13 protein-coding genes and 1 other annotated feature are annotated in these 18,775 nt (G+C 37.4%); all 13 genes read left to right on the plus strand.

The genetic code is table 11. The features are described 5' to 3' along the window. The first annotated feature begins 437 nt into the window (after positions 1-437). The 13 genes from NIZ91_07655 to NIZ91_07715 all read left to right on the plus strand — a co-directional run bounded on the left by NIZ91_07655 (position 438) and on the right by NIZ91_07715 (position 18,761). Entirely contained in the window at positions 438-1,637 is a 1,200-nt protein-coding gene (locus NIZ91_07655) for an MFS transporter (protein ID USY56520.1), read from the plus strand. Positions 1,638-1,709: 72 nt separating this feature from the next. Further along, positions 1,710-1,945: a binding site (T-box leader), on the plus strand. 55 nt (positions 1,946-2,000) lie between these two features. Continuing rightward, positions 2,001-3,218 (plus strand): MFS transporter, encoded by a 1,218-nt coding sequence (locus NIZ91_07660; protein ID USY56521.1) that lies wholly within the window; start codon positions 2,001-2,003, stop codon positions 3,216-3,218. 60 nt (positions 3,219-3,278) lie between these two features. Continuing rightward, positions 3,279-4,229 (plus strand): alpha/beta hydrolase, encoded by a 951-nt coding sequence (locus NIZ91_07665; protein USY56522.1) that lies wholly within the window; start codon positions 3,279-3,281, stop codon positions 4,227-4,229. A gap of 145 nt (positions 4,230-4,374) precedes the next feature. After that, positions 4,375-5,322: a mannose-6-phosphate isomerase, class I gene (manA, locus tag NIZ91_07670; protein USY56523.1), complete on the plus strand. Its 948-nt coding sequence runs from the start codon at positions 4,375-4,377 to the stop codon at positions 5,320-5,322. Between the two features lie 154 nt (positions 5,323-5,476). Continuing rightward, positions 5,477-7,843: a family 10 glycosylhydrolase gene (locus NIZ91_07675; GenBank protein ID USY56524.1), complete on the plus strand. Its 2,367-nt coding sequence runs from the start codon at positions 5,477-5,479 to the stop codon at positions 7,841-7,843. 190 nt (positions 7,844-8,033) lie between these two features. Further along, complete coding sequence (locus NIZ91_07680; protein USY56525.1) at positions 8,034-9,356, plus strand: ABC transporter substrate-binding protein; 1,323 nt, start codon at positions 8,034-8,036, stop codon at positions 9,354-9,356. A 64-nt stretch (positions 9,357-9,420) separates the two neighbouring features. Next, positions 9,421-10,359, plus strand: a complete 939-nt coding sequence (locus NIZ91_07685) for a sugar ABC transporter permease (GenBank protein ID USY56526.1) — start codon at positions 9,421-9,423, stop codon at positions 10,357-10,359. 18 nt (positions 10,360-10,377) lie between these two features. Then, positions 10,378-11,199, plus strand: coding sequence for a carbohydrate ABC transporter permease (locus NIZ91_07690; GenBank protein USY56527.1), 822 nt, complete (start codon positions 10,378-10,380; stop codon positions 11,197-11,199). Between the two features lie 75 nt (positions 11,200-11,274). After that, the gene (locus tag NIZ91_07695; protein USY56528.1) at positions 11,275-12,615 is read left to right on the plus strand and encodes an FAD-dependent oxidoreductase; all 1,341 of its coding nucleotides are present in this window, start codon (positions 11,275-11,277) and stop codon (positions 12,613-12,615) included. Between the two features lie 3 nt (positions 12,616-12,618). Further along, complete coding sequence (locus tag NIZ91_07700) at positions 12,619-15,165, plus strand: hypothetical protein (protein USY56529.1); 2,547 nt, start codon at positions 12,619-12,621, stop codon at positions 15,163-15,165. Between the two features lie 43 nt (positions 15,166-15,208). After that, entirely contained in the window at positions 15,209-16,888 is a 1,680-nt protein-coding gene (locus tag NIZ91_07705; protein ID USY56530.1) for an ROK family protein, read from the plus strand. Between the two features lie 14 nt (positions 16,889-16,902). Next, positions 16,903-17,796, plus strand: coding sequence for an ROK family protein (locus NIZ91_07710; GenBank protein ID USY56531.1), 894 nt, complete (start codon positions 16,903-16,905; stop codon positions 17,794-17,796). A gap of 11 nt (positions 17,797-17,807) precedes the next feature. Next, positions 17,808-18,761: an acetylxylan esterase gene (locus tag NIZ91_07715; GenBank protein ID USY56532.1), complete on the plus strand. Its 954-nt coding sequence runs from the start codon at positions 17,808-17,810 to the stop codon at positions 18,759-18,761. Positions 18,762-18,775: the final 14 nt, after the last annotated feature.

Raw genomic sequence — 18,775 nt, forward strand, 5'->3', positions numbered from 1 at the left:
TACATTATTTAATTGAAAAAGAATGGCTAATAAAATAAACATAATGATTGGGAAATTTAATGGTTAATTGAACTAGTAGAGGAGATGAAACAGAAATGGTAAAACAGGAAAAGTTAATGTTTGGTGACTTCATTCAAGGTGATCGCTTCGAATTACATTCTTACCTTGTTTATTTGTTTCAGCAGTCTCAAAGAAAGATTAGACAGATTAAACAGTAAGCAAATTGACATGATTTCAACATTCCATTATACATAAGCGGTAGCGCTTCGTTTTTTAACGACGCTACCGCTTATTATATGAAAAAAAAGAATAGATTATCTAATTGACAACAGCATGTCTAGCAGTATAAGTTATACTACGTGTAGAAAAAAATGAACATGAAGTATACTGATGTAGCATGCTATTTTTGTGTTCCAATAGGAGGAGAGACAGCTCGAATGTCTGGAGAACAAAGAAAAAAGATCATTATTTTAATGATTAATATGTTTATTGCAGTTGGAAGCTTTGGAATTATTATTCCAATCCTGCCTGCATATTTACAGTCAATTAATCAAGGAGGAACTGCAGCAGGGTTAATGATTGCTATTTTTGCAGGTGCACAGCTTATTTTTTCACCAATTGCAGGAAAGTGGTCCGATCAATATGGTCGACGAAAAATGATTATATATGGACTCGCTGGGTTAACGCTATCCATGTTTATCTTTTACGCAGTCAATTCAATTTGGTTGCTTTATGCATCGCGCGTCATTGGTGGAGTGGGTGCCGCTTTACTTATTCCTGCAATCTTTGCATATGTTGCAGATATTACAACGATGGAGCAGCGTGCAAAAGGAAACAGTCTCGTCTCAGCAGCTATGTCACTAGGGATTGTAATTGGACCTGGAATTGGTGGCTTTTTAGCTGATTTTGGCTTGAAGGTTCCGTTTTTAGTCTCAGCACTTGTATCTCTTGTAGCTGTTTTATTTTCAATGATGTTATTAGAAAATAGTGAAACAGAAGAAGCTACAGCAGCACGAGCGGCTATTCAAGATAATGAGTCTATGGTTTTGAAACTAGCACGCTCTGTTAAGATGCCTTATTTTATACCGCTTGTTATTACTCTTGTGATGAGCTTTGGGCTCATGGCGTATGAGTCAGTGCTGGGTCTATTTTTGGATAATCAGTTTGGAGCTACCCCGCAGCAAATTGCTTTAATGGTTACAGCAACAGGAATTGTTAGCGTTATTGTGCAGTTGTTTCTAGTAGATCGTATTGTTCGCACATTTGGTGAAGTTGCGGTATTGAACATTTTTATCGGCGTGGCAGCACTTGGGTTTTTATTATCATTGTTCACAAGGAGCTATAGCTTATTCTTTGTCATTTCGCTGATTATTTTCCTTGCAACGTCTATTCTTCGTCCAGTCTTAAACACGCTTATTTCGAAGATGGCCGGTAATGAACAAGGGTTTGCTATGGGAATGAACAACGCTTATATGAGTATCGGAAATGTATTAGGTCCAACTCTTGCTGGCGTTTTATTTGATGTACAAATTATGTATCCGTTTGTACTAGGTCTGGTTTTATTACTTGTAACGCTCGGTATTACGATAGTGTGGCAAAAGCGTACGCTAAAACAAAGCGCACTTGTGAATAAATAAAAAGAAAGAGAGAAGTCTCGCTCTTTCTTTTTATTTACATATTTTAATAGTTTGTGGTAATATATAGAAAAAATAAACACGGTGAAGAGAAGAGTAAATAAATAAGCTTTGCACAGAGAGCCCGGTAGCTGAAAACGGGTCAAAGTGAATTTGTTGAACCAAGTCTCAGAGAGGCATATCGGAACATTTAAGGGATGATATGACGGGTGCTCCTGTTACAGAGCTAAGGTATGATTGTACCTGATGAGATTGATGTGGTGACATGTCAATAAACTGGGGTGGCAGCGCGATAAAAACTCGCCCCCAAGACAGTATTTTTGTCTTGGGGGCGAGTTTTTTTATGCCCTAAAGGGGGAGAGAGTAATGAAGAAGACAGGATTATATGGGAGAGGGTTACTTTTAGCAAGTATTGGCATATCGGGGATTGGTAGCTGGATTTATTTCATTGCGCTGAATTTACTTGTTCTGGATGTGACGAACTCACCCCTAGCTGTTTCTGGTCTTTATATGGTAAGAGCAGCAGCATCTATGTTAACCAATATATGGGCGGGGAGTCTAATTGATCGTTTAAACAAAAAGTATTTGATGATTGGATTAAACCTTATGCAAACTGTTTTTATTTTGTGGTTAGCCTCGTCAACGTCCATTTTAGCTATGTATGTACTCGTTGGAATTATAACAGCCGTAGGTGCAGCATATGAGCCAACATCAATGGCATATATGACGAAACTTTTACCTGAAGAAAAGCGGAAGAGGTTTAACTCTATGCGTAGCCTTTTGGATGCAGGAGCGTTTTTTACCGGTCCGGCAGTTGCGGGTGTATTAGTGATGATTGGTACACCAGCATTAGCTATTTACATTAACAGCGTCGCGCTGTTGATTTCGGTATTCCTGCTGTGGTATGTGCCAAACTTAGAAAGAAACGATTTTACCACACAAAAGGTTCAAACGTTCTTTTTCCATATGGTTAAAGCGGATTGGCATTTGGTATTTTCTTTTAGTCGACATGCAGTAGGAATTATGTGTATTTATCTATTCTTTAGTTTCATGAACGTTTTAATGACGGCAACAGATTCATTAGAAGCAGCTTTTTCACTAAAAGAGCTAGGGCTAACAGAGGGAGAGTATGGACTATTGGTTAGTATAGCTGGTGGAGGTGTACTTATCGGTGCCCTTCTTAACACCATAATAGTTGAAAAAATTCCTACACCTTGGCTCCTTGGCATGGGGAGCATGCTAACAGCTGGAGGATATATGTTATTTACAAATTCGACTACATTTTTTATAGCAGCCTGCGGATGCGCCTTGATATCGTTTTCTATGGCATTTGCGAACACGGCATTCTATACATTTTATCAAACGTATATTCCAGTTGAAATGATGGGGCGGGTTGGAAGCTTATATGGAGTGATAGAAAGTCTATGTATTATAATCGTAACGGCTTTGTTTGGAGTTGCAACAGAGGTACTATCCATTCGATTGGTCGTTATAGTGGGAGCAACTTTAATGGTTATTGTAGCTTTAGCATTATGGACTTGTAGTTTACGGGTGCTTGCTCAAAGAGAAAACGCTAGTACATAAATTGGCAACAATATGAGCCTTCAAACGTTTTATTAATAGTTAAATCGTAGGAGGGCTTATATGTTAAAAAAAATAATAAAAAGAGTAAACATATCTTTAGCTATAGTATGTGTAACATGGATAACCTTGCATCAAATATTAACTGTTGTGGAAGAAAATCGCTACCCACCCTTAGGAGATCTTGTAGAAGTAAAAGGAAAGCAGATGCATATCTATCAAAAAGGTAAAGGGAAACAAACAATTGTATTATTAGCGGGCCTTGGAACACCTGCTCCAGTTGTTGATTTTTCTCCTCTTATGAACGAGTTATCACATACCTATAAAGTCGTAGTTGTGGAGCCTTTTGGTTATGGTTGGAGTGATTTTACAGAGGATGAACGATCGGCTGAAAATATTATTGGAGAAGTAAGAAGTGCATTGAAAAAAGCAGACATACAAGGTCCATATATTCTTATGCCTCATTCGGTGTCAGGCATTTATGCAATGTATTATGCCAATCACTACCCTGATGAAGTGGAAGCCATTGTTGGCATTGATCCAACGTTCCCAAAGATGCTAAGGTATTTTGGTGAAGCGGCCCCAACGATGCCAATTATTTTTCGATTTGCTGCTCCAACAGGAGTGGCTCGTCTAGTAGTTGAACGTGATGATGAGTCTTATTTACCTATAACTCAACCAGGAACTTATTCTAGCAAAGAGTTAAAAATGATAAAGGTAAAGACTAGCATAAAAGGATACAACAAAAACATCATTATGGAAATGAATGAGATAGAAAGAAATATAAATAAAACGGAATCCTTGAATATTCCAAATAAAGTACCAGTCTTAATTTTTGCTAAGAACTTTCAGAAAGAAAAAAACGGCAAATCAATACAATCATTTTATGAGCAGGAAATTGCAAATCAGCATCATCATAAAGTGGTGATGTTAAACGGACATCATTACCTTCATTGGACACATTCTCATGAAATAGTTGAAGAGCTAAACCTCTTTTTAAAGCAAACCAATTAATGAAAATGAGTTGTATCTTGCTAGTAGTTATTTAATAAAACGCTTGCAATTTTCTGAATTATCATTCTAAAATAAACTCAGCGTGAACATTCATGCGTACAGAGGGTGTATTTACACTTTTATTAGTGAAAGGGGAATTTATTTTATGGGAGAACCAATTTTTTTTAAACCAGTTTTTCATGATCGCATTTGGGGAGGAACAGCATTAAAGGATGTATTTAATTATGAAATTTCTTCAGAATTAGTTGGTGAGTGTTGGGGAATATCAGCTCATCCTAATGGACCTTCGGCGATAGAAAAAGGTTCCTTTTCGACAAAAACGTTAGATGAACTATGGAAACAATATCCTGAGATTTTCAATTATTTAGAAAGAGATCAATTTCCTTTACTAGTGAAAATTTTAGATGCGAATGAAGATTTGTCCGTTCAAGTTCATCCAGGAAACGAATATGCATCAACTTTTGAGCAAGGAGAAATGGGCAAGACAGAATGTTGGTACATCCTTGACTGCAAAGAAGGAGCAGAAATCATTTATGGTCATCATGCAGCTACAAAAGAAGAATTTGCAGAAATGATTACCAAAGGTCAATGGGATCAGCTCTTAAAAAAAGTTAAAGTTAAGCCAGGAGACTTCTTTTATGTACCAAGCGGCACCATTCATGCTTTAGGCAAAGGAACTCTCGTATTAGAAATTCAGCAAAACTCTGACACTACTTATCGAATTTATGATTATGATCGCGTTGATAAAAATGGAAACAAAAGAGAATTACATTTAGAGAAAGCACTTGACGTTACAAACGTTCCTCATACCGATTTTAACCATTCGATATCTGTAACTAGAGATAAAAACATTACAATCACAACGTTTATTCAAAGCCAATATTTTTCTGTACATAAATGGGCAGTTAATGGAGAAGTCTCGCGTTTGATAACCGATCCATTTTTGCTATGTAGTATCATTAGCGGAGAAGGAAAGTTAGTCTATCGTGATAGAGAATATCTATTCCAAAAAGGGAGTCATTTTATGTTACCGGCGTTAATCCATGAAGTTGACATTATAGGAGAATGTGAAATCATGGTTTGTCACCCGTAAAATTAGGTAGAAGTACCTGTTTTTTCTAAAAAATATTTTTTTTGGTTTAAAAAGAAAATAAATTTCATTAAAATAAAAACTATCAAAATAATTTTATAAATATTTTGATAGTCTTGTAATTTGTAAGCGTTATCAAATCAGGGAGGGATAAGCCATGAGTTCAAAGTCTAAGCTATTAGTAAATTCTGCTCTTGTTTCAACCATTGTTCTATCTTCGTTAGGGATGTCTTCGTCTGTATCAGCTGAAAACCAAGTCACGCCTGTTAATGTTTTAACCATTCAAGATGAATCTGGGGAGCGCATAGCTATTAATCAAGTAAATCAGCTAGGCAATGAAAATAAGCTAGTTTTGTTTAATGATGCGTTTAGCTACTATACCGAAACAAGTATGGGAAGCAAAGAAGTAGTCTTAAAAAAAGTAGGGCTAAACACGTATGAAGTAATTAAAAAAACAAATGGAGATAGTGAAATACCTGAAGGTGGTCTAGTTTTATCAACTGGAGCAAAAACATTAGCCGAGATTGAGGGCTTTTTGAACCAACTTCAAAATGGTGAAACAGTTACGCTTCTTGAACCGGTTGCAAAAATTGAGCATAAAAAGTCTAACTCTGTTGATCCGACAAAAGCGTCTAATCCAGATGGTGCAATATATGATGGGTTTAGAGGACCGGATCAATTAATTGTATATACTTCTAAGTTTGGTGATACAACAAAAACGAATCAATATGGCTATGAAATCACAGTAGAAAATGGTTTTGTCACAAAGTTAGGGGGAGGAAACTCTAAAATTCCTCAAAACGGCTTTGTGGTGAGCGGACACGGCATAGGAGCTAATTGGCTTTCATCTCATTCAATCATAGGGGCTAAAGTAGAGGTTAATGAAGCGGGTGAAGTGACCATCACTCAAAATGTTGAAAGCTTTGCATATCAAAGTCAAAAAGCAATTGAACAAGCTCATGCTTCAATTAAAAAAGCAGGTGAAGAATTTCTAGACGTTGAAATGAAAGAAGCGAAAGAAGCTGCTGGCAAAGCCGAATCTTTGCTGAAAGAAGCCAAAGCGATACAGGAAGAAAACCCGCTGAAAGCATTGGATTTAACTAGACAAGCTACCCAATTAGCATATGACGCTTATTACTATTCACTTCCTTCTCATGTAGCAGAGCAACGTGCTATTTGGTATCGTCCAGAAGAAACTACTTTGGCTGGTGTAAAGCAAGTGCTCGATCGCATGGAGAAAGCGGGGTTTAACTCCGTTTATCTTGAAACAACATTTCATGGCTATACTATTTACCCTAGTGACACAATGAAGGAATATGGACTTCCTGCACAGCATCCTCGCTTTCAAAACGGAGACTATGAAAAGTATGGAAAGGACTTGTTAGCGGCTTATATAGAAGAAGGGAAAAAGCGTGGTCTCACTATTCAAGCTTGGACAGATGGATTTATGGTTGGTGAGTCTAGTTTGGGAGTTCCTTCCCAGTTTAGCAAATATCCTGAATGGGCAGCTATTCAGCGTGACAATAAATCAGGAAAGCCAGCACCAGATACGGCAAGTAAGTATTATTGGTTAGATATTGCACAGCCTGATGTTCAAACGTTCATGCTAGATGTTTATAAAGAAATGCAAACGAAATATGATATTAAAGGGTTAAACATTGATTACATGCGTTATCCACACCACGCTCCTAATCAAAGCTACGGGTTTAGCACAGCAGTACGTGAATTATATAAAGAAAAGTTTGGGGTTGATCCTTATGAGATTGACTCAGTAATGGATAAGGAAGAATGGAATAAGTGGCAGGAATGGCTGAGAGAAAAAGAAAATTTGTTTGTAGACAAGCTACACACTCAATCGAAAAAGATAGACAAGAAATTTATGATGACAGCTACGCCTGAACCTGGACCAGAAGCTGTGCTGATTAGCGATTGGAAAGACGATATTGACGGAGTCATACCGCAGGCTTATGGGCATGATTTCAACAGTATTCAAAAAACAGTAACAGATAGTAAAAAGCTGATGCCTGAAGGAACAATGTACTATACTGGAATTTATTCTTTCTATCACCATTTAAGCGAAATGGCTGCCGTAGATGATGTATTATCCGCTAAGCATGGTACATCAGGTGTCAATATGTTTGCATTTGGACAAGCAAGTGCTCCGTCTGTAGATGCTCTTGGCAAAGGGCCTTGGCGAGAAAAGGCAGTAAATCCTGGAGAAGAGCCTCTGGTGGCATCTCAAGTTCTGTTAGAAGAAATGATGAGTTCTCTTCACGAGATTTATATAAAAGAAGGAGCAGTAAATCGTAAGGACGGAAAGAATTTAGAGAAGCAGGTTAAACAGATTATAAAATTGTTGAAGAAAAACCCGAAAGCAGTAGACTCTGCTGTTCGAGATGGCTTAGACAAAATAAATGAACTTGTCAGCCAAGGAAAAATAAATGAAACAGTTGGAAAGCGTATGAAAGAAGATCTAGAGCAAGTGAACATGTGGGTAAGCTATTCACTGAATCATCAGCAGTAAGCAAAGGGAGCGGGCCTTGATTTAAAAGGTCCACTCTTTTTATTCTATGACATATATACCGAAAAGAAATTAATTTTCAAAAAAATATAAAAAAGTAAAATAATTTTGAAAACGTATTGATATTCTACAATTCACCTTGTATTATAAAGAAAGAAAACGCTTTCTATCAGATTCATAGGGGGAATGGATAATGAGAAAGAAAAAAAACAAATTATTAGTTGGGACGATTGTGGCAGCGCTGTCTACAGGCATGGTTGCCTGTGGAAAAGAAGATGCTAGCAGTAAAGCACCTTCAGGAGGTGAACTATCTGGAGAAGTCACGCTTTGGACAGCGTCTTTATCTGGGGATCCATTTGATACATACTTTGATAACATCGAGAAAAATTTTGAAAAACTTCATCCAGAAGTCGATGTCATTATTGAAGATGTTCCGCAAAATGAAATGGAACAAAAGGTATTAACATCTTTAACCGGAAATGATGTTCCAGACGTTGTAAATTTAAACCCACATTATATGTCTAACATAGCGGCACAAGGCGGTTTGTTAGAGTTAGATGATATGGTAAGTGATAAAGCCAAAGATTCATTTGTCGAAGGGCCACTACAATCTGGGATTTATGATAAAAAACTTTATGCTTTGCCTTGGTATTTAACAACGACAGTATCTTGGTATAACGCCGATCATTTTGAAAAAGCTGGAGTGAAGGAGCTACCAACTACAGTTAAAGGTATTTATGATACAGCCAAGTCTATTACTGAAGCTACTGGAAAACCTTCTTACTATCCAGTTATCAATGATGGTAATACTATCATGGAAAAGATGGTATCCATAGCAAACGGAACACCTATTGTAGAAAACGGCAAAGCGACGTTTGAAGATAATAAAGATTTAGTAGAATTCTTCACGGTAACACAGAAAATGTACAAAGAAGGAATTATTCCACAAGAAACGGCTGAAGGTTCATTGAAAACAGGTCAAGAACTATACATGGCAGGTAACATTTCCTTTTTGGAGGGTGGAGTAACCTTTTTAGGCCCTGTTGAATCAGGAGCTCCTGAAGTATATAGTGCATCAAAAGCAGGTCAACCATTAGAAAACGAAAAAGCACCGATTAATGTAGCTGTTATGAACTTTGCGGTACCGGCGAAAACGCAAAATAAAGAGGCTGCAGTAGCATTAGCTGAGTTTGTAACAAACGCAGAAAATCAGTTGGAATTTGCAAAAACAGCTGGAACCGTTCTTCCATCAACAAAAGAATCTTTAGAAGATGACTATTTTAAAAAACCTGGTGATTCGCCAAAAGGATTTGGAATGCTTCAAGCTTCTGAAGCATTAAATCGTTCTAAAGTATTAATTCCACCTACGGAAAACAGTGCAGACTTACGTGAAGCTACTAAAAATATCTTTGTGAAGAATTTGCAAGGGAAAGTTACGCCAAAAGAAGCTTTAAAAGAGTTAGCTGAGGAGTGGAACAAGTCGTTTGAAGAAACAGGTGAAGAAGTAACGTTTTAGGTAATAGAAAAAAGAATAGCTTGCTAGTAAGCTATTCTTTTTTGTTTATAAAGGAGAGTAGGGTATGGAGAGAGAACACGTTGTATTACATAACAAAGTAAACGTTATTTCGAAGAAAAAGCGCAAGGTAGGCATGAAACAATTATCCCCGTGGCTCTTTTTGCTTCCTTCTATCATCATTTTAGGAACGTTCTTAGTGTTTCCGATATTAGAAGCATTTAAATGGAGTTTATTAGATTATAAAATTATCGCAGGTACGGGTGAGTATGTTGGGCTAGCGAATTTTAAAGAGTTATTTGGTGATAAAAATTTCTGGACAGCTCTTGTTAACACATTAGTATTTTTAGTTATCGTTCTTCCGCTCAATGTTTTTTTGCCAATGATCTTAGCGGTTCTTGTAAATCAGAAAATTAAAGGTGTTTCGACCTTTCGAATTCTATATTACCTTCCTGTCATTACGCCTATGGTTGTAGCTGCGCTAATGTGGAAAATGCTTTATTCACAAAACGGACTTGTATCTGCAGTTCTTGTTAAACTTGGATTGTTTGATGCTCCAACGAATTTACTTGTACAATCAACAACGGCTCTAGTTGCAGTTGCTGTAATCACTGTGTGGAAAGGTCTAGGATATTACATGATTATTTACTTAGCAGGCTTGCAAAGTATCCCAAAAGATGTTTATGAGTCTGCTAGCATTGATGGAGCGTCGATTTTTCAACAGTTTCGCCATATAACAGTTCCAATGTTGACGCCTTCTCTCACGCTTGTTTCTGTGATGACAATCATTGCTGGAATGAAGGTTTTTGAAGAAATTGCGCTTACAACTGGTGGTGGACCATCTGGTGCTACAACCACGTTAGTTATGTACATCTATGAGAAATTTATGAGGTTAGATGTAAGCATTGCCTCAGCAGCAGGAATTGTGTTGCTAATCCTAGCAATTGGTGCATCACTTCTTCAAATGAAGGTAACAAGTAAACGTGAAGATGATTTAAGAGCTTAATGAGAGGAGAAGACATACATGCAACCGAAATTGTCTCAAAAATTCATCCTATACTTATTAATGATATTAATTACTTTCTTAACAATTGGACCCTTTATGCTTACGCTATTGATGGGATTGAAATCTCCAGGAGAAGGGATTTATACAAGCATTTTGCCAGCAAACCCAACCATAGATAACTTTGTAACTGCATTTGATAAAGCTAACTTCGGTACGTATTTTATCAATACGGCAATTGTAACCATAATAGCAATTCCATTAAATCTTTTATTTTGCAGCTTGGCAGCATATCCTCTAGCTCGAATGAACTTTAGAGGACGAAGTATAGTATTAGCTTTAATTATTTCTACAATGATGGTTCCATTTCAGCTCTACATGGCTCCTTTATTTCAGCTAGCTGGTGAGCTCGGGTTACGCAACACGTACCTAGGTCTTGTAGTCATGCAAGTTTCTACGGCATTTGGAATCTTTTTAATGCGACAAGCTTATTTGCGAATCCCAAAGGAATTAGAGGAATCCGCTTATTTAGATGGTGCAAATCAATTGAAGGTATGGTATCTTGTCGCCTTGCCGTTGGTAAAGCCAACGCTTGTTACCCTAGCAATTTTTACATTTATGGGAACATGGGGAGATTATTTGTGGCCTCTTTTGAATTCTACCGAAAGTAGTATGTACACCCTCTCTATTGGATTAGCGCAGTTATCTCAGAATTTTGATGGATCTAATTTAAAATTAATTAGCGCTGCTTCAATCTTAACTACGCTTCCAACATTGCTGATTTTTATTTGGCTTCAAAAGTATTTTATCTCTGGAGCAACGGATGGAGCTGTAAAAGGGTAAGGAGGTAAACTACACTATACACTTTTGGTTGTCATAGTTAAATCAGGGGAAGGGTTGAACGTATTGAAACAAATTATGTTTTTTAATCGGGCTATTCCTGTTATTTATGAAGTTGATTGTGTTGTTGTTGGAGGAGGCACAGGTGGTGCTGCGACAGCTATCGCTGCATTGGAAGAAGGGCTTACAGCCCTTGTTGTCGAGAAAATGATATCCCTCGGTGGAACCCAAACTAATGCCTTAGTATCACCTATGATGCCGACTTATGTAAAAAGTCAACGAGTGAACCAGCTTATTATTGAAAGGCTGCACAAAGAAAATATCAGCACGAGTGATGGTACCACAGCATGTAGTTGGTTTAATGTAGAAACCCTGAGCTATGTTTTGGAGCAGTTGATTATAGAACGAAAAGGGCATATATTGTATGACGCCAATTATATTGACTGCCTGAAAGAAAATAACAACATTTCATACATTATTGTCAATACATGTGATGGTCTCGTCGCAATAAAAGGAAAAACTTTCGTGGATGCGACTGCTGATGCTATGTTATCTCGAAGTGCCGGAGTAAGAGTGGAAGCTGGAAATGTGGATGGACAAAATCAACAGATATCTTTTCGTTTTGAAATGGGTGGAATAGACATTCCAACATTGCGGCACTATGTGTTATCAAAAAACGAACAATTTTGTCAAATTGAAAACGCCAGTTTTTTTGAAATTGCGATGGTACCAGGTAAGGGCCACGTCTTAGAACCCCTCTTTCAAAGCGCATACGAAGCAGGGGATTTAGTAGAAGAGGACCTCAGATATTTTCAAGCATTTACGCAGCCTGGAAAACCAACGGTAATGTCATTTAACTGCCCTCATATCCCAGGTGTTTTTCAGACTACTAGCCCCATGTTGCGATCTCAAGCGGTAACTAAAGGCCGTGAAATGATCCATCGTTTGGCCGCTTTCTTGAAAAAATATATCCCTGGATTTTCTAATGCGTATTTACTAAAGGAAGCGACGCAGCTGGGAATTAGAGAGTCTTATCGTATCATTGGAAAATACGTATTAACAGAGCAAGACTATGTAAATCGTGCACGCTTTAATGATGGAATTGCACAAGGTGATTGGTATATTGACGTACACAGTGTAGGGAATCAGTATGTAAATGAATCGAAGTATACAAAAGGTGAGTATTACGAAATTCCGTACCGATCGCTTATCACATATGAGGTTAGTAACCTAATAGTAGTAGGACGTCATATCTCTAGTACATTCCTTATGCAGGCTTCTTTGCGTATTCAGCCGACTGTTCGCAGTATGGCCCAAGCTGCTGGAATGGCCTGCGCTTATTCTCTAAAAGCGAATATTCCATTAAACGAAATTGATGGTTCGTATATAAAAGTGTTACTTGAACATATGGAGGCATAAAGCATGAATCGAATTAAAGAAGTACACATTTTAAACCATACGCATTGGGATCGTGAATGGTATGAAACGTTTGAAGAATTTCGCTATAAGCTTCGAAACGGTTTGAGATATGTTCAAAGACTTCTTGACGAGGGACAGATTGAATCCTTTTTTTTAGATGGGCAAACAATTGTTTTAGATGACTTTAAAGAGATTGTAAATGAAGCGGAGTATGAGAAGCTGCTTCAGTATATCAAAAATGGCAAAATAGAAGTAGGCCCGTGGTATTTATTGGCAGATGAATTTTTAGTATCTGGAGAATCAATAATAAAAAACTTGGAACTTGGCATTAAAAAAGCAAAAGAATCTGGGTCAACTTATAAAATTGGCTATCTTCCAGATACCTTTGGTCATAATAGTCAGATGCCGCAAATTTTCCAAGGTTACAATATTCCTTTTGCCCTTATATGGAGAGGTGCTGTGTCAAACACATTAGAAAATGAATGGGTTGGAGCAGATGGAAGTTCTGTTCGTACAGTGGTTTTGCCATTAAAAGAAGGATATTATCAAACATTTTTAAAACATAAAGGTTTCATTGAAGAGACCGATGATTATATAAGAAGAAGTGAGCCATATGTGACACAAGGAAAGCTCTTATTGATGAACGGAGCAGATCATACTTACACATGTGAGAACCTAGACAAGCGAGTTGCTCAATTAAATGAACAATTCCAAGATATTACGTTTAAGCAGTCGTCCATGTCAGCTTATATCAAAACGTATGAGGGCCAAAAGTTTTCTGAGAGGATCTACGAAGAGCAGCGTAATCCATCTAAAGTGTTTATCCTGCCAGGCGTCTATTCGACTCGTTCTTATTTAAAAAGAGATAATCAACGTTGTGAAGACGAGGCTGTCAGTGTTATGGAAGCTTTAAACGTTTGGACTAATGGAAATACAAACTCAGAACAGTTTATGGAATATGTTTGGAAGTTAATTCTACAAAACCAACCTCATGATAGCATCTGTGGTTGTAGCATTGATGCAGTTCATACAGAAATGGAGGTTAGGTCTCAAAAAGCACTTCACGCAATTGAACAGTTTAAAAAAGACATATTAAATAATGAATATCCATTTGAATTTTTAGATGAAACGGTTGAAAATTCGTACCTATATTGCATAAATAATCTACCGTTTGCAGCGGTGTATCCTGTATATGCTCAAATAAAAATTCCAGCAACACAAGATTTGGGAGCCATTAAACTGTTTTATAATGAAAAAGAACTATCGTTTGATTTATTAAAAAGAGAGCAAAAAGAAGGTTTTTTTCGGCATATTTTAGCAGAGCCACACTACGGTGAATATGTATACTACGATGTCTTATTCATGCTTGAGTTTAACGGTGTTGAGACAAAAAGAGTGGAAATTAAACGAGCGGTTGCTCACCAAGAGACCATTACGGACTCCAAAGAGACATTTATTGAGAATGAATTTTATCGCATTACTTGGGATAATAGGGGGCTAAAAGTTGAAGATCGTAAAACGGGAACGGTATACGATAACCAACATCAATTAATATCATCACTTGATGCAGGAGACACATACAACTATTCACCTCCTATTAATGATCAAACGAGTAAAGCTAACCTAGTAAAAGTAACAGATGTTGTAAAAGGAAAAAACTATCAGTCTCTCACGCTTCATTATGAAATGAATCTACCCGCTTCATTAAATAAAGAGAGAACAGGTCCAAGTAAACACAATGTGATGAACACAATAGTTACAACAGTAAAGCTCTATAAGCACAACAAGCAGATTTGTTTTAAAACAGCTGTTCATAATCAAGCGAAGGACCAAAAATTACGTGTGGGCTTCCAAGTTAGAGCAGCAGATTATAGCTATTCAGATACAGCGTTCGATGCAAGAAGAAGAGAAACAATTCGAGATAAACAGGTAGATGTGCCAAAAGATAAAGAGGCTATCATGAACCAATATCCAACGTATTCTAGTGTTATCGCAAATGATCATCAAGTTGTTCATCGAGGTATGCAAGAGTATGAAGTAGATAGGTTAGAAGATGAGGACTATGTATTCTTAACAATGATTCGAAGCGTTGGATGGTTATCTAGACGGGATTTGCGAACGAGAGGGAATGGTGCTGGGCCAAGCTTTGAAGTAAAAGGTGCACAGTGTTTAGGTCAATATGAGTTTGAGTACGCCTTAATAGTGGGGGAGCATAATCATTCGTGGAATAATGGAAGAGCGTTAAGACAATCAGTTGTTACTCAACAGTCCATGGCTTATGAACGTGAACAGCAGCTGTTTATCCAGTCTTCACAAAAGATTGTGCATTCATCATTTATGCAAGCAGGAAAAGGTGCGTTTTATATACGAATGTTTAATCCATCTGAGCTAAATGAAACCACAATGCTATCGTTCGGAATTAATGTCGCAGAACTGAGTGAAGTAAACTTTGATAATGAAATTATGTACACGTACGAGGCAAAATCAGACGTAGAAATATCGTTTAAGCCAAAGGAAATAAAAACACTTTTAGTCAAAAGAGGAGAGTAGCAGAACGATAGTGTTCTGATTTTAGAAATGAAGGTGATCGGTAATGAGAAAATTTATAGCATTTGATATTGGCGGTACGCTAATTAAATATGGTGTGCTTACGGAAGATGGAGTGTTTGTAGAAAAATATGAATGTGAAACAGAAGCACACTTAGGCGGTCCTCGTATTATTGAAAAGGTAAAAAAATATGGAAGTCAGCTTCTTGAGACAAACAGCGTTAGCGGGATATGTATTAGTACAGCTGGACAAGTGGACTCAAAAAAAGGAGAAATTCTGTACGCTTCTTCACTCATTCCAGAGTATACGGGGATGCCTTTAAAAAAAGAATTAGAAGCATATTTTAACCTGCCCGTAGAAGTTGAAAATGATGTCAATTGTGCTGGATTAGCAGAGTCGTGGATTGGAACAGGGAAAGATGCTAAAAGTATTTTTTGTCTAACAGTTGGTACGGGAATTGGAGGTAGCTTTATTCTAGATAATAAGCTGCACACGGGTCATAGCTTTAGTGCAGGTGAAATTGGATATATTCCCATTGAAGGAAGTCAATTTCAGGAGTTAGCATCAACTAGAATATTGGTTCACAATGTTGCCAAACGAAAAGGGATTCCAGAACAGCAATTAAACGGTAAAGGTATTTTTAACTTTGCCCGTCAAGGCGATGAAATTTGCATTCAAGAGATTGAAAGGTTGGTATATTATCTGTCAAAAGGGATTACCACAATAGCATATATGATGAACCCTGAGATGATTATAATCGGGGGCGGAATAACTGCACAAAAAGATTATTTATATCCTCTTATTATGAAACAATTACAAAAAGACGTGATGCCAGCTGTATTAGATAAAGTGCAAATTAAAATTGCAAGAAATTTAAATGATGCCGGAATGATTGGAGCACTTCGACACTACTTATTACAAGAAGCGTTACAGCCGTTAAAGAGTATTACAACTATTATCGAGTCGAATAGTCATAAGCTAACGAAAAGAGAGCAAATGATTGCGAAGTATATCATCCTAAACTTAGAAACGGTTCCAAACAAAACAATCTCTGAGATGTCACGTCAAATTAACGTTTCTGAAGCAACCATTACGCGATTTTGTCAGAAGCTAGAATTTGGATCTTACAACAAGCTGAGATTAATGGCGAAAGAGGCAACGGTTAGTACAAGAATTTATGAGCATTCAGAATTAACAAGCTTAACAGCAGTTAAGCAAACATATATGAATATGCTAGCTAAATTTGATAGCCTTTATAAAATTGAAAATGTTGAAGTCTTTAAAAAGCAGCTGAAAAAGGTGAAGCAAATCTATTTATACGGAGCAGATGACATGGCATTTGTTGCCACACAATTAAAGTATAAGTTCATGAAACTAGGAATAGCAGCTGATGCTTTTTCAAACTTATACGAAATGGAGATGTCTACTTATGCAATGAGAGAGCATACAGTCGTGATAGGATTGAGCTCCTCAGGCTATTCAACAGATGTAGTAAAGATGATGGAGCGTGCTAAAGAACTAGGGGCACTTACAATCAGTATTACAAGCCAACAAGATTCTCCTCTTTCCCATGTATCAGATATGCGATTACTAATTCCAGCGTCAGAGGATATTAACGGAGCTAGCTGCTCTATTAATGAGGTTTCTTCTTTTTATTTATTAGACGTTCTATTACAAGAATTAAAGAGTAATGAAATGGAAGTAAATCAAAAAAGCATTATGTAAATGGAGGGAGTTACGTGTTAATAGGGGCTGTTGAAGCGGGAGGAACAAAGTTTGTCTGCGGTGTTGGGAATGAAAAAGGGGATATTATTGATTATACGTCATTTCCAACAACAGGGCCTGAGCAAACGTTATACGCTGTATACGATTATTTTTCTGCATACAATTTGCAGGCGCTAGGAGTAGGTTCATTTGGGCCAATTGATTTAGATAGCCAAAGTAAAACCTATGGCTATATCACCGCAACTCCAAAAAGAGCTTGGACTAATTATCCGTTTCTTCAAATGTTAAAAGAACATTTTTCTATTCCGATTGCGTTCAGTACGGATGTAAACATAGCAGCTTTTGGTGAATATACCTTTGGAGCTGCTAGAGATCTTAATAGCTGCATATATATGACAGTTGGAACAGGGATTGGTGTTGGTGCAGTAGTGGGAGGAGATATTTTACACGGAATGAGCCACCCTGAAATGGGTCATATTTTTGTAAAAAGACATCCGAGGGATTCCTTTTCAGGTGTGTGCTCTTACCACGGAGATTGTTTGGAAGGTTTGGCTTCAGGTCCAGCTATTGAACAGCGGTGGAATGAAAAAGCATATAACCTTCCTGTTCAACATCAAGGTTGGGAGATAGAAGCAGACTACCTTGCTCAAGCGTTAATGAATTATATCCTCATTCTTAGTCCTAAAAGGATAATCTTAGGGGGAGGAGTAATGAAACAGACACACTTATTTCCGATGATTCGCAGAAAGCTTGACTTTTACATGAATAATTACATACAACACCCATTACTTCAAGAGCTTGACACTTATATTGTTCCTGCATCATTGGGAGATTTAGCTGGTTTAAAAGGAGGGATTGCTTTTGCTAAGCAATTCATCACTCGTAATCCCAAGACTACCTCTGAGTAAGGAGGCATCTGATGGACAATTCTACATTCTTTCAATCGAATAATGTTAACGAAAAACCAAACTTAACAAGGCAGCCCGATTTTGAAGAGTTTTGGCGTACGCGCATAGAAGAAAGTACAAAGCAATTGTTAAATATTGAAGTAAATAAAAGGGCGTACTGGATTGAAGGGCTTGAAGTATCGGATGTATCTTTTAATGGGTTTCGAAATTCGCGTATTCATGCTGTATATATCCGTCCAAAGAGAACAACTCAAAAAGTACCTGCAGCAGTGGTGTTTCATGGCTACAATTGGAATACTCTGCAACCACATCAAATGTTTAAATATGCTATTCAAGGCATTCCAATATTGTTAGTAGAAGTACGCGGTCAGAACATTAAGTCTTCAGATAATAATGGTTATCCATATGGAGGTTCTGCAGGCTGGATGACTTTGGGGATACATAGTCCAGATGATTATTACTATAGCTATGTATATATGGATGCATATCGGAGTGTTGATGTGTTGAGAGCGCTAACAAAAAAATCTGTCGTTCTTGTTGATGGAAGTAGCCAAGGGGGAGCTTTGGCAGCAGTGACAGCGGCCTTACAAACTCAAATATGTGCAGCCTTTGTAGATATTCCTTTTCTAGCTGCTATTCATGAATCTATCAATCTTGCAACAGAAGGACCTTATCAAGAAATTAATCATTACTTTCAAGTGCACGATCCGCTTCATAAAACGAGAAATGACGTATTGAAAACGTTAAGTTACGTAGACTGTTTAAATTTTGCAAGTTACATTACATGCCCGACTCTAGTAGGTGTAGGACTAAAAGATGTTACTTGCCCTTCACCTGGTACTCTGGCTTTCTATCAACATCTATCAGCGAGAAAAGATATAAGAATATATCCAGAGTATGGTCATGAATTGCCGCCAATACATGATGAAGAGAAGTTAGCATTTTTAGCAGGTTATTTGTTATAAGAAAGGAGAAGTTA

It is taken from the genome of Bacillus sp. 1780r2a1 (assembly GCA_024134725.1).
In the GTDB taxonomy this organism is placed as follows: domain Bacteria; phylum Bacillota; class Bacilli; order Bacillales; family Bacillaceae_H; genus Priestia; species Priestia aryabhattai_A.